General features: G+C 59.1%; 8 protein-coding genes and 1 tRNA gene. 6 read left to right on the top strand and 3 right to left on the bottom strand.

Features of this window, described 5'->3' with window-relative positions:
• The first annotated feature begins 32 nt into the window (after positions 1 to 32).
• From D3870_RS04630 to D3870_RS04605, 6 genes are all read left to right on the top strand, one after another.
• Positions 33 to 108 (top strand) — tRNA-Lys (locus tag D3870_RS04630).
• Positions 109 to 500: 392 nt separating this feature from the next.
• The gene (locus tag D3870_RS04625) at positions 501 to 3,008 is read left to right on the top strand and encodes a tetratricopeptide repeat protein (protein WP_119737061.1); all 2,508 of its coding nucleotides are present in this window, start codon (positions 501 to 503) and stop codon (positions 3,006 to 3,008) included.
• Between the two features lie 47 nt (positions 3,009 to 3,055).
• Entirely contained in the window at positions 3,056 to 4,240 is a 1,185-nt protein-coding gene (locus D3870_RS04620) for a glycosyltransferase family 32 protein (protein WP_119737059.1), read from the top strand.
• 112 nt (positions 4,241 to 4,352) lie between these two features.
• A complete protein-coding gene (locus D3870_RS04615) occupies positions 4,353 to 5,558 on the top strand; it encodes a glycosyltransferase family protein (RefSeq protein ID WP_147375706.1) in 1,206 nt (401 codons plus the stop codon).
• Between the two features lie 65 nt (positions 5,559 to 5,623).
• Positions 5,624 to 6,469: a glycosyltransferase gene (locus D3870_RS04610; RefSeq protein ID WP_119737055.1), complete on the top strand. Its 846-nt coding sequence runs from the start codon at positions 5,624 to 5,626 to the stop codon at positions 6,467 to 6,469.
• Positions 6,466 to 7,314 carry a glycosyltransferase gene (locus tag D3870_RS04605; RefSeq protein WP_158590380.1) on the top strand — a complete coding sequence of 283 codons (849 nt, stop codon included), beginning with the start codon at positions 6,466 to 6,468 and terminating at the stop codon, positions 7,312 to 7,314. The genes D3870_RS04610 and D3870_RS04605 overlap by 4 nt, the downstream gene beginning before the upstream one ends.
• 14 nt (positions 7,315 to 7,328) lie before the next feature.
• Here D3870_RS04605 and D3870_RS04600 read toward each other — a convergent pair whose 3' ends face one another.
• The 3 genes from D3870_RS04600 to D3870_RS04590 form a co-directional block, all read right to left on the bottom strand.
• Positions 7,329 to 8,090 carry a glycosyltransferase family A protein gene (locus D3870_RS04600; RefSeq protein WP_119737052.1) on the bottom strand — a complete coding sequence of 254 codons (762 nt, stop codon included), beginning with the start codon at positions 8,088 to 8,090 and terminating at the stop codon, positions 7,329 to 7,331.
• Between the two features lie 59 nt (positions 8,091 to 8,149).
• Positions 8,150 to 8,926, bottom strand: a complete 777-nt coding sequence (locus tag D3870_RS04595) for a glycosyltransferase family 25 protein (RefSeq protein ID WP_147375705.1) — start codon at positions 8,924 to 8,926, stop codon at positions 8,150 to 8,152.
• 210 nt (positions 8,927 to 9,136) lie between these two features.
• Positions 9,137 to 12,772, bottom strand: a complete 3,636-nt coding sequence (locus tag D3870_RS04590; RefSeq protein ID WP_119737048.1) for an autotransporter domain-containing protein — start codon at positions 12,770 to 12,772, stop codon at positions 9,137 to 9,139.
• Positions 12,773 to 12,780: the final 8 nt, after the last annotated feature.

Raw genomic sequence — 12,780 nt, 5'->3', positions numbered from 1 at the left:
CTGGCTAATTGCGCTATAATCTACGCCGCGTTGGGTCGTTAGCTCAGTTGGTAGAGCAGCGGACTCTTAATCCGTAGGTCGAGTGTTCGAGCCACTCACGACCCACCAACGAATTCAAGGCCTCCAGCGATGGAGGCTTTTTTCTTTTGCTCCGCAATTCTGCATTTGCTTCGCAAAATTCGCCGTGCAATTCTGCCGCTCCCATCCGCTTTCTGACGTGCATGTTCCTGCGAGCTGACAGGCTTTAGTTGCGGGCCATGCGTCGTTACCTCAAGACGGCTTGCCATTTCCACTACTGAATGGCTGCGCTCGGCCACTTGCCTGACCGCTTCAACCTCGAATTCTTCCGTGCACCGCTTCGCACTCATAACACCTCCGTTTAACCAGATGGCAAGACTCGGAAACGTCTGGAAAATCGGGGATGGTCAAAGTATGTCTTTGGTTACCTGTGAGAAAATATGGCTCCTCTCTATACTGATTGATTTGCTCCCCTTGTTCGCATGGCCATCAGAAAAGCCGGCTCTCTCGACGCCGCGATTGCATTTTATTCAAGGGGAGAATTCAGGGAGGCTTTAGCCTTACTCGATGTATTGCCCGGTTCCGATTTGGCATCTGCCGAGATGCTGAATATCGCGGCTGCGTGTGCTCGCGGGATGGGAAGCTTGCAGGACGCAGAGCGATACTGGGAAAGCGCTCTGCGGGCCGATCCAAGTCATGCCCACTCGCATAACAATCTTGGCATTCTGTTCCATCAAACAAAGCGGCTTGTCGAAGCCGAAGCAGCTTACCGGCATGCCCTGTCCCTGCGCCCGGATTACGCGGAAGCGCATTACAATCTCGGCCTTCTTTACCAGGAGGCAGGAAAGCTTCAGGATGCCGACGCCTGCTACCGCAACGCCTTGCGCGTTCGGCCTCATTATGCGCAGGCGCACAATAATCTAGGCATCCTCTTCCAGGAGCAGGCGCTTTGGGAGCAGGCTGAAGCCTGCTTTCGACAAGCGGTGGCCGTCGAGCCGGCATACGCGGAGGCACACAACAACCTTGGCTTTGTCCTTGCGAAGTTAACGCGCCTGAGTGAGGCGGAAACGTCCTGTCGGCAGGCTGTGGCCCTTCGTCCGGATCTCGCTGCGGCAAATAATAATCTGGGACTCGTGCTGCAAGAGATGCAGCGTTTCGCCGAGGCGCAAGCAGCTCATCTGCAGGCCTTGTCCCTTGCACCGGATAACGCGGAAATCCTGTTCGGCCTGGGGCAGCTCTTCCACCGGACAAGGCACCTGGACGAGGCAGAGAACTGTTATCGACGCGCCTTGGCAATCAAGCCGGACTACGCCGAAGCACTCAACAATTTCGGCATGATTCTGCGGGAGACGAAGCGTTTCGTCGACGCCGAGGCCGCCTGCCGGAGCGTCCTATCCCTTCGCCCGAAGTATGCGGAGGCCTTCTACAATCTGGGGTTGGTGTATCAGGAGGCTGGGAATGTATTGGAGGCGCTCGATGCGTACCAACGCGCCATTGACCTGCGCCCGGATTATGTTGAGGCTCTTCTTAATCAGGGCAACCTGCTGCAGAAGGCAAATCACTTGCCCGAGGCACAAGCCTGCTATCGCCGTGCGCTCACCTGCCGGCCCGAGAACGCCGACTTGCACAACAACTTGGGCGTGCTGTTGGCGAAACAGAAGCATTTCGCGGATGCGGAATCGGCTTATCGCCGCGCCCTCTCCCTTCGCCCGGAGTATGCGGAGGCGCTTCATAATCTCGCGCTGCTGTATCTGCAGCTCAAGCGGTTCGAGGACGCGGAAGCGTCGCTGCGGACTTTGCTTCGCTTCAAACCGGACGACACGGATGCCTGCAACAGCCTGGGGAATTTACTCCAGCGTGCCAATCGCGCGCACGAGGCAGAGGAGGCCTATCGCCGCGCCCTGGCATTGCGCCCTGAGCATGCCGCCACACTCAACAACCTGGCAACGCTCCTGCAGCAGGTGCAGCGCTTCCCGGAAGCCGAAGCGAGCTATCGGCGTGCAATCTCCATCGCTCCGGATTATCCGGAGCCGAAATGGAACCTTGGCTTTTTATTGCTGTATCTTGGCCGCCTGGACGAAGGATGGCCTCTCATGGAAACGCGCTATGACAAGGCGCTGGCCAAGCCGATTGCCGCCAAGCCCGATCTGCCGTTTCCGCAATGGTCCGGCGAAGACCTCGCCGGAAAGTCGATTCTTGTTTGGCCGGAACAGGGCTTCGGCGACGAAATCCAGTTCGTCCGTTACCTTCCACTCTTGAAGGCTGCCGGCGCGGCGCGCGTTACCCTGGTGTGCAAGGCAGCGCTGGTGCCGCTTCTTCGATCTGCGGCGGGCGCGGACCAGGTGCTTGCAGATAGCGAGGCAACAGGGCAACTGCAAGCCCATGACTACTGGACTTTTATCCTCAGCCTGCCGCTGCATTGCCGCACCACCGTGGAAACGATTCCGGCGAAACTCCCTTATCTTGCGCCGGACCAGGCCAGGGTCGGGCACTGGCGTGAAAGAGTGGCTGACGAGAGTGTAAAGGTCGGCCTGGTCTGGAAGGGATTCGGCGGACACGTCAACGATGCGAACCGGTCCTTACCGAACCTCGGCTGCCTGGCGCCGCTATGGTCTGTTGCAGGAGTCTCCTTCATCAGTCTGCAAAGGGGCATGGAAAAGGAATCTGCCCTTGTCCGGAATCCGGAACTGCCCCTTCTCGATCTCGGTGCGGATATCGAGGATTTCGCGGATACGGCGGCCATCGTCTCGCAGCTCGATCTGGTCATTTGCGTGGATACCGCCGCGGCCCACGTGGCCGGTGCCCTTGGCAAACCTTGTTGGGTGCTGTTGCCATTCACGCATCCGGATTGGCGCTGGATGGATGGCAGAGCGGATTCGCCATGGTATCCCGGGGTCGTGAAACTGTATCGTCAAACGAGACCGGATGACTGGTCAGGCATGATTCAAGTGCTTGCATCCGATCTCGCTGCATGGGTCAGGGCCCGATAAACTCTGCCCGTCACTAAATCATTCGTTTTGTCGCGTCATCACCTGATATGAATCTTTTCAGCATTCTCATTGCGGATAATCCCGAGGGAGACTTGTCAACGGAAACGCTCTCGCCGGTCATTTCCCGGAATATCGCATCCTTCAAGGCTTGCCACCCGGATTTGCCTCATCGGTTTTTCGACAAGCACGCGATCCGGCATTTTCTGGCGGCCAGCATGGGCAAGGACGTCCTGTGGGCATTCGATCAGTTGCTGCCCTATGCCTACAAGGCCGACTTGGCGCGGCTATGCCTGTTGTACGAATTTGGCGGCATTTACGCCGACCTTTCCGTTTACTTTCATGGTCCCTGGAACGTCCTTCCGGGGAAGATTTCCATCTTCCGCGACCGCGCCTATGTCGCGCCCTGGATTGTCAGCAATACCATCATCGCTGCACCGCCGCGCTTCCCGGCAATCGAAGCCGCGATCCGCATGATCCTGGCGAATTGCCATGCACGCAATCGCGGCACATCGCCGCTTTGCCCGACAGGACCAGTCTTGTTCGGCAAGGCCATCGCCATGCACTGCGCTCCTGAACAGATCCATCTGGGCGAAGTGACCAACGTCGCCGCTCGGGAAACGACAGAATCGCTGGTGTTTGTCGACACTACCGATGGCCGAATGATTGGTTATCGATCCAAAACCAAGGCAGGCCTGAGCGAGTTGGGATTGCGCTACGGCGTCAACAACTACAACGATTTCTATTACGCTGGAGTCATATATGCGCATGATTTTCCGGTGACGGTCCCTGCCGACTATCTCCAAAAGCACGGACATACGAAGTGCGCATTGATCAATGGCGAATTGGCATATCAGGGCGAAAATCCGACGGACGCCACAGACAAACTTTTGGTGCTCGGCAATCTGCTCCCCTTCACCGCCGGGGCCTATACGATTTTTGTGGATTTATCGGCAATCGCGGCCGGTTCGGTATTGACATTGTTTGCAGCCCAGGCCGAGGACAGAAAGGAATTGTCGCGCGCAACCCTGAGGATCGAGCATAGCGGCCCCGCGACCTTGTCCATGCATTTCGATTTGCCTGCGAGCCGCAACGACATCTCTATCGGCGTCGCGGTTAACCGTTGCGCATCCCTGTCCATCAAACAGCTGCGCATCGACCGCACATCGGCAATGCATGATGACGGCGGCGGGCAAACGCAGCCGACTCAGGCGATGGTCTGTACCAATGGATGATGCCGGCGAACGTGCCTGAATCCGGCAATCCACTGGACACCATGATCAACACGCCGATTACAATTCATGCGGGCCGGGAGTTGGCCTGTTGACCTTGCTTTCATATTCCATCATGTCCCTCACGTCCATCAAGTACATTTCCTATGGCGACACCACCGGCTACGGCCTGTCGGGCCTGGCATATCTCCGAGGCCTGTTGAATCTCGGGTTCTCCGTCTATTGGCGGCCCGTGTTCTGGGGCAGCCACGGGTTGCAGTTCTGGTCGCCAGAGATGGGGGCGAATGTGCTGGAAGCCGTTCGCGCCAGCCAGGGTGATCCATCCTTGCGCGACCTGCAAGCCATCATGCAATTGACGACCGCTCCGAAGGACTACGACATTGTCATTTCGCATATCGTCCCGGAATACCTGCCAAGCTGCTTTGAAGAAGGCAAGACGAACTTTGCATATTGCGCCTGGGAGTCCGATACCATTCCGGCGCACTGGCCGGCCATTCTGAATAAATTCCATGCTGTCCTCGTGCCTTCTCAGTTCAACGCAGACGTTTTTCGCGCGGGCGGGGTTACTGTGCCGATCCACGTCGTGCCGCACATCCGGCGTCATGCGCATGAAGACATCACCCCCGAGCAGCGTAGTGACATGCGACGCCAGCTAGGCATCGATGAAGACCGATTCGTGTTTTACAGCATCGGCGCCTGGATGCTGCGCAAGGATTTTCCCCGGCTGATCGAAGCCTTCCTTCAGGAGTTCGGGGAAGATGAGCCAGTTGCTCTTCTTCTGAAGACGTCGAGCAAGCCCGTCCATTTTCCTCTGCCCCATGAACAGGGAAAGACATCCCTGCAACTGGTGCAGGAATCGATTCAGGCATTCGCCAGCAAGCATCAACGCTCGCGCGCCACCATCGCCTTGTTGGCCGGCGACGGAGTCAGCGGGGCCTGGCTGGATTGCCTGCATCAGGTCGGCGACGCGTATATCTCCTTGTCTCGCGCCGAGGGATGGGGGATGGGCGCATTTGAAGCGACGGTGCTGGGTCGGCCGGTACTGATGACAGGCTGGAGCGGTCAACTGGATTTCCTCGGTCATGACCATCCCGGACTGATCGATTACAGCTTGGAGCCCATCGATTGGCCCGGCACTTCTTATGGACCGGATCACCGCTGGGCTGTTGCCGACATCGACGATACACGCAGGAAAATGCGCGAGCTGTTCGAGCGCCGCAACCAGCCCGATGAGCATGCCATGCGCCTGAGCGAAAAGATGTGCAGTCAGTATTCCGAGGCAGTCATCATGCGGCAGTACCGGGCGATTATCGGCGCGTGATGGCCGGCCAATCGCCGGCCTGCATTAACGATATCCATCGCATCGAACACTTCGAGTCCTGATCCATGATTTCACGCATTTTCCATTTCATCTTCGGCCTGAAAGAGCAAACCGAGCCTTTCCATCTGGCGCATTACCTGTGTCTTGAATCGTGCCGCCAGGTCAATCAGCCGGAAGCGATTTATTTTCATTACGCCAACGAGCCGTATGGTCCCCTTTGGGACGCCATCAAGCCGCATCTGACGCTCTTGCCTGTCCAGCGCGAGCCTTTGCCGCTTGCCGCCTATGACAAATCGGCGGAGGGGAAACTGATCGCGCAGCAAGGTTGGAGTTACGCGCACGAAGCAGACTTCATCCGTCTCAAAGTGCTACTGAAGCACGGCGGCGTGTATGCCGATATGGATACCCTTTTTGTCGCGCCCATGCCGAGCCATCTCTATCAGTACGATTGCGTGCTGGGCGAGGAAGGTGCCTTGCCGGACGAGCGAGGAATCTTGCGGCCATCGCTTTGCAATGCGCTCATCGTCGCTGTGCCGGGTGCACCATTTGTCGCGAAATGGCTGGATGCCGCGTATGCCACGTTTGACGGCAAATGGACAAGTCATTCCTGCCAGCTTGCCTCCCGCTTGTGGGAGGCGCACCCGGAACTGGTCCATGTCGCGCCGCGCCGGTATTTCTATCGCCACCCGTGGACGCCGGCTGGCATCCAGAGCCTGTTCGAGCGATGCGACCCGGACGTGCGCGATGTGTTCAGCCTGCATCTGTGCAGCCATCTCTGGTGGGACGAACACCGCACCGATTTCACCCGTTTCCATGCCGGGCTTCTTACCGAGGAATATGTACGCGCAGGCGCATCCACGTATGCCATGCTCGCCAGACGGTTCCTGCCGACGATCCAAAACGCCGCATGAAGCTCGCCGACTATCTTCTGCAAACCAACCGCCGCATTGATTTCAAGCTCGGGATCAGGAATGTCCTGATCCAGCGGGGATCACTCGACCTGGTGGTATTTCCCGGGCGGCTTCCTCTCGTCTCCTGTCTGATGGTGACGCGAGGCAGACTCTTTCCTTCCCGCTTTGCGGTGGAATGCTTCCAGCGGCAGACCTATGCAAACCGGGAACTCGTTCTGGTATGCGATACGCCCGGCACGGAAATCGAGCGGCATTGCCGGGAATTGAACGATCCGCGCATTCGCATCGTCTATCCGGACGCACCCTCATCCAGCCTGGGCGAGCTGCGCAATCTGTCCCTGCGGGCCGCGCAGGGCGAATGGATTTGCCAATGGGATGACGACGATCTTTACCATCCGCAGCGGCTTGACCTCGGGATGGCCATCTGCCAGTCCATGCAGACCGACGCACTCTTTCTGAGCCGCTGGCTGCTCTGGTCGCCCCTTGCACGCAAGATCGGCGTATCGGGCGCCAGGGAATGGGAAGGATCGATGTTGGCGAGAAAGGACAGCATCCCTGCCTATCCCGCTCTTGCGCGAGGCGAGGATACGGCGGTCACGCAGACAATGATCGCGGCGGGCCGCGTGGTCCTGGCGGATGCGCCATGGCTGTACACCTATGTGCAGACGGGTGCGAATACCTGGTCGGACAATCATTTCGATGCGATCTGGAAAGCGGCCAGTTTTGTGGAGACGACGGAAAATTACGAGGCCGCCATGCTCGCGGCAGCATCGACCGGGCCGCATCAGGCCTATGCGCACGCTTGCGCTTCACATCATGGAGCGATGCTGCCCGTGGCTGGATGATGCTGGATTGCGCGTCATCGCGTCGATTCCGCCTTGGCTGTGCTGACGAACTCCACGCCCTTGGAACGCATGAAAGACACGCGATAGTCGTGCAGCATATCCTTGGGGTCCAGCGCGCAATAGACGGTCGCCGCCTCCGTGCAGCCATGCGGCTCGTTGCGCAACTGCTCGAATATCAGTCTGTCTTCCCCGTCTCCGGTGGCAAATGCCGAACAGGACCAGAGATGGACGATATGCAATAACTGCATTTTATTGATGGCCAGGCCGCTCGGCCGCACAAAGCCGCCGAAGTTTTTGGCGTAAATGCCTTTGCCTACACCCACGCTTTCAATTTCGTCCACGCACAAGCCTTCGCCCGTGTTGCCGTCGGCGTAAATGGAATAGGAGTACGCCCACTTCTTTCCTTCGATGGCGCGCAGAATCCGGGCGCAATGGTCTTCCTTGAGCCAGTCGTCGTCATCCAGGTAGATCACGATGTCGCTATCAGCGAGCAGCGTGAGCGCCGAACGCAGCGAGCCGCCATAGAACGACGCATGCGGACCGCCGTGACGTTGCGATGTGGAGTATCCCAGGTTGATCAGCGTGATCGTGATATGACTCGGGCATTCGGCCGCCAAGGCCGGCAACAGCGCATCAAGCCTCTTGTGCGGATCGCAGTCCACGCCGATCAAGATCTGCATGCGCCCCGAAAACTGCTGATTGAATACCGAGCGCACGGAGCGGCACAGGGTTTCGCGACACGTGGTCACGATCACGACTGCAAGACTGTTTCTCATTGTTTAAATCATTCTGCCGTTTCAACTCAGCTTGCTGCCGCCGACCATTGTCAATCCGGTCATAACGCGCGCAGTGCAAAAGGATATCCTGCTTGCAACAGCGGACGGGCGTGGCCGGAACCAGCAACTGCCTGGCTTTCGATCTGCTGCATGATGCTCTCCACACCGAGTGCGCCGGGCCGGTGATGCGTCTCGTCTCGATGGGGTGCATGCGTCGATGTCAGCGCGATATCGTTCATGAAATAAGGAATCGTCGCCGTATAACAGCAGCTGCGCCGGTAAAGAAGATGATCCGCCACGAGCTTGCCGAACGCATGCACTCCGGTCAGATCGATGTCCGTTCCATTCGGACGATAGTGGGAAAGAATGCGTGCCGCCCCTTTCCGGTTGATCACGTAAGCGCCGGCAGAATAGCAGGTCGGCTCCCATTCATGCCACAACACGCCGTGGCGTAAATACATCTCGCCAAGCTCCAGCACGACCGGCCGGTTGCTGACGTGCAGCTGCAATATTTCCCAGTCGTGCGGCGCGGAAGAGATGAGCGTCAGCGCATCGAAAACATAACGGGAACGCACATCGTCTTCCATGATGACGGCGGTCTCATGGCCCGATTGGCAGGCCATGCCGATCGCATCAAGGTGCGATGTCAGAATCGCCAGCTCGGGTATCGAGTTGGCGAACGGCTTGCGTACGCTGATCCTGGGGAGCGACTCCGGCGTGATCGCTTCGACGCGACTGTTGGCCACGCCACCGCGCGCAAAGTAGGCTTCGATCAGCATGCGCCGCTCCGTGTCGGATTGTCGATTGATCCAGAAGTGAGGAAGTCCGTTCAACATGGTGGCAAGCAGTCAAATAACCCATATAAGAGCGCCTAACAAAATGAAGCGAAGCGGTTCTGAGTAGGCGCGCCGCCGCAGACAGTACGACTGTACGGCAAGGCGGCGCAACACCCTCAGAATCATTTTGTTAGACGCTCTAAAAAACAGGCCGACGAATGTCGGCCTGTTTCACACACGCCTGTGCGAACAGGCTGAAGCACAAGTGGCTTAGAAGGACACACGCACCCCGACATTTCCGCCGATGTCGGTATAGCCACTGCGTGCCTCCCCCGTCAGCCCGAGATAGACATAGGACTGCCGGTTAAGTTGCATCGTTCCCGTGACACCGCCCTGCAAGAATACCCGGCCGACGTTCGGTGCGCTGATGGTCGTCGCCACACCCGCCAGGGTGGCTTGCTGACTCACCCGCGACAGATCGCCGCCATCCACTCCGACGCCTACGCTGAACTTGTAGGTGTAGCGCGTTGCCAGCGGATCGGTCTTGCCGGATGCGCCGGCCAGACCGGCCACCAGGCGCGTGCCCGTGGACGAGAAGCCATTCAGCCCCAATGCAGCCGCAGAAGCACTTCCCTCATTGGCGGCGTCGCGCTTCACTCGCTGGAATGTCAGGCGGGCAAACGGTTCATAGGTCGCGCCGTTGAACTGCCACGGCGCGCGCAGGCCGATGCCGATCAGACTGCTGTTGCCGTCGGCGTTGGTCGCAAGCACTGGAGCGGATGCGGTGGGGTCCGCACGATTGCTCTCCGCATTGTCCCTGCCGTAGCTGGCCAGACCATCCACAATGAACCCGTTCCATCCATACTGGCCGTACACGAAGCCCATGTTCTGCTTCACCGAGCCTGACCCCATATCGGCGGACACATTCGAGTTGGCATGGCTGAAACCGAAGCCGAGTCGTGCGCCTGCGGTCTCCAGCACGTCCGCTCCCAGAGTGAACTGGGTACGGTTCGCACTGAATCCGGATGCGGTGTCGTCTCCGCTCCAGTTGCCGTGGTTGCCGTTGAGGTCGATCCACAGCGCACGGTCGGTGTTGCGGTTTGCGCCGGCTCCCTGGGAATCGGCCAGGTGTTTGCCGACGATGTTCTGGACTGCCCATCCCGCCTGCGGCGTTGCCGCTGCCAGGGCACCGTGGACTTCACCGCTCAAGCCTTTGACAAAATTACTCAGTGTGCCGGCGTTCTGGCTCGCCGCAACGTACAGCAATTGGCTTTGTGCGGTGCTGCCGGTTCCGGATTGCTCCAGATCGGTAATCTGATCGAGAGCCGCAGCAGCCGAGCGGCTGTTGGCGTTGGCACCCTTGAGCCAGGCGCTGTACGACAAGGGCAATACCTTCAGGTCGATGCTGTTGCTGCCGCCGACGTTATAGAACACAGCCATGCGCGTATCGGCCGCCAGACCATCGGGCTGCGCCAGCGTGTCGAAGCGGCCCGAGATGCCGCCGTCGGCAGTAATGATGCGGTAGCCCTGGCCAATCGATGGCACGAATGGCGTCGAACCGTAGCCGGCTTCGCCGACACTGAAGATATTCTTGAGCGCCGGTGCCAGAGTCACTCCCGGCTGAATCACAAATTGATTGTTACCCGTCACATGCAGGTACGAGTAATAACCGGTGACGCCGATCGGCGTGCTTGCGGACGCCTGCTGCGTGCCGGCGATATCTTCCTTGAATGTACTGCCAGGGGCCATCGTGACCGTCGAGTTGGCCGTCAGCATGCCGGGAGAGTTACCCGGAGACAGCGTGCCTCTGACAAGGACCGGGCCATTGATGACGCCGCTACCGCCCAGCGTGCCGCCTTGTTCGACTGTCACCATGCTGTCCAGGCTGCCGTTCGCCAGCAATCGGCCAGCGAGCACGCAAGTGGAGTTGAACGCGGCATTGCCCGCGACGTTGAGCGTGCCGAGCCCCGTCTTGGTGAAGCAGCCACTGCCGCCGCCTGTCGAAACGATATTGCCCGAAAGTGTGGTCGTGGTGTTGGCCGCCGTATCTATCCCCGTACCCAGTCCGACGGCGAGGTTCTGCCCTGTCAGAATATCCACCGTGGCCTGGATGGTTCCCCCGTTCCATATCACGGTGCCCCAACCCAACCCGTACGAATTGGTGACTTTGACCAGCCCTCCATTGAGGGTCAGACCGCCGGTCCAGCCGGAACCCACGGTGTTTCCCGATCCTTGGCCACCGGCGTTGTCACCGCCCAGAATCAGTGTCCCGTCGCCCTCTTTGGTCAGTCGTCCGCTGCCCGAGAGATTGCCGGTCCACGTCAGCGTGTTGTCCGCGCCCACGGTGTCGATGGCGCCGTTCTGGCTGGTGATGGCGAGGTCGCGATCCGACGTGAATGAGGCGGTGGTTTGCAGCCTGCCGCCATTCAGAGTCACATTGCTGCTGACCGCTCCAAGATTGTTGTCTGCTCCGACCTTCACCGTGCCGCCGTTGATGGTAGTGCCGCCGGTATAGGTATTGTTGCCATTCAAGCCCAATGTGCCCTGATTGACTTGAACACCGCCGCTGTTCGACACGCTTCCACCCAGGATAAGGGTGCCGCCGCCGTTTTTAATCAACGTGCCGCTTCCCGACGCGGAACTCGTGTTAGTGACCGTGAAGGTATTGCCCACGTCGAACGTACCGGAATTGGTCAGCGTGATGTCACGCGCCATCGTGATGTTGCCATTGGCCTGGAGAGTGCCGTCATTCAGAGTCAGCGCGGAGCTTGGCGCACCGAGATTCGCATTGGACGACACCTTGAGGATGGCACCATTCGCCACGGTCGTGCCGCCCGTGTAGGTATTGTTGCCGCTCAAGGTCTCGATGCCGCCGGTAATTGCCAGCCCCCCCGAGCCGCTCAAGCTGCCGGCGAACGTGCCGCTTGCATTGGTCAGGGTCAAGGTCTGTCCGCCGAGGATTACCGCACCCGAACCCGACAGGCTCTGCACCGATGCGCCGCCGGCCGTTGCCGCGATATTGAACGTGCCGTTGTTTGCCACGCCGCTGGAATCGGCAATGCTGCCGTTGCCGGCCAACACCAGCGTCCCACCTTGGCCAATATTGGTAGCGCCGGTATAGCTATTGATCTCGCTGAGGACCTCCGTGCCGCCCGTGATCGCCAGGCCGCCCGAACCGCTCAGGCTGCCGGCGAACGTGCCGCTCGCATTGGTCAGGGTCAGCGTCTGGCCACCGAGGATTACAGCGCCCGAGCCGGACAGGCTCTGAATGCTGGCACCGGCATTGGTCGCGGAAATGTCGAAGATGCCGTTATTGTCGAGTCCGAAGGAATGGGCAATTGCTCCGCTACCCGAGAGCCCCAGAACGCTATTGGTGCCAATGGTCGTGACGCCGATGTAATCGTTGTTGCCGCTGAGGATCTCCGTGCCGCCCGTGATCGCCAAGCCGCCCGAACCGCTCAAGCTGCCGACGAACGTGTCATTGGCATTGCTCAGGGTCAGCGTCATATCTCCCAGGATGACGCCGCCAGAGCCGCCCAGGCTCTGGAGGCTGGAACCGCTATTGGTGTTCGAGATATCCAGGATACCGTCGTTGGTCAGGGCCCAGTTTGCTGCGGTCGCATTGGAACCGTCGCCATCGGATAGTGTCAGGTACCCGTCGTTGTAATGGGGGACAGGTGCCTGGGCCAGGGAAACCAGCGGGAAGATCGAGAGAATCGCTGCTCCCAGAAGACTTGTCTTGCCTGTCAGGTGAGCGCACTTCCCGGATTCCTCCCGCCCCTGCTTTTTCACGCCGGTCGACGTCGTTTCTCCGTTTGCATCCTTGCCTTGCGAACTCGCCACTTCGGCGACAGCGACGAGCATATTGCGTTTCTTGTTCCAAACCAGTCGATAAATGTGATTCATAGTGTTGT

Source organism: Noviherbaspirillum cavernae, assembly GCF_003590875.1.
Lineage (GTDB): Bacteria > Pseudomonadota > Gammaproteobacteria > Burkholderiales > Burkholderiaceae_D > Noviherbaspirillum > Noviherbaspirillum cavernae.
The sequence above is the reverse complement of the archived record's forward strand: the minus strand, read 5'-3'. Positions and strand labels throughout refer to the sequence as shown.

Bases quoted from the DNA above. Each gene is read 5' to 3' on its own strand.
- D3870_RS04625 (WP_119737061.1), top strand. From the start codon at position 501: ATGGCCATCAGAAAAGCCGGCTCTCTCGACGCCGCGATTGCATTTTAT.
- D3870_RS04620 (WP_119737059.1), top strand. From the start codon at position 3,056: ATGAATCTTTTCAGCATTCTCATTGCGGATAATCCCGAGGGAGACTTG.
- D3870_RS04615 (WP_147375706.1), top strand. From the start codon at position 4,353: ATGTCCCTCACGTCCATCAAGTACATTTCCTATGGCGACACCACCGGC.
- D3870_RS04610 (WP_119737055.1), top strand. From the start codon at position 5,624: ATGATTTCACGCATTTTCCATTTCATCTTCGGCCTGAAAGAGCAAACC.
- D3870_RS04605 (WP_158590380.1), top strand. From the start codon at position 6,466: ATGAAGCTCGCCGACTATCTTCTGCAAACCAACCGCCGCATTGATTTC.
- D3870_RS04600 (WP_119737052.1), bottom strand. From the start codon at position 8,090: ATGAGAAACAGTCTTGCAGTCGTGATCGTGACCACGTGTCGCGAAACC.
- D3870_RS04595 (WP_147375705.1), bottom strand. From the start codon at position 8,926: ATGTTGAACGGACTTCCTCACTTCTGGATCAATCGACAATCCGACACG.
- D3870_RS04590 (WP_119737048.1), bottom strand. From the start codon at position 12,772: ATGAATCACATTTATCGACTGGTTTGGAACAAGAAACGCAATATGCTC.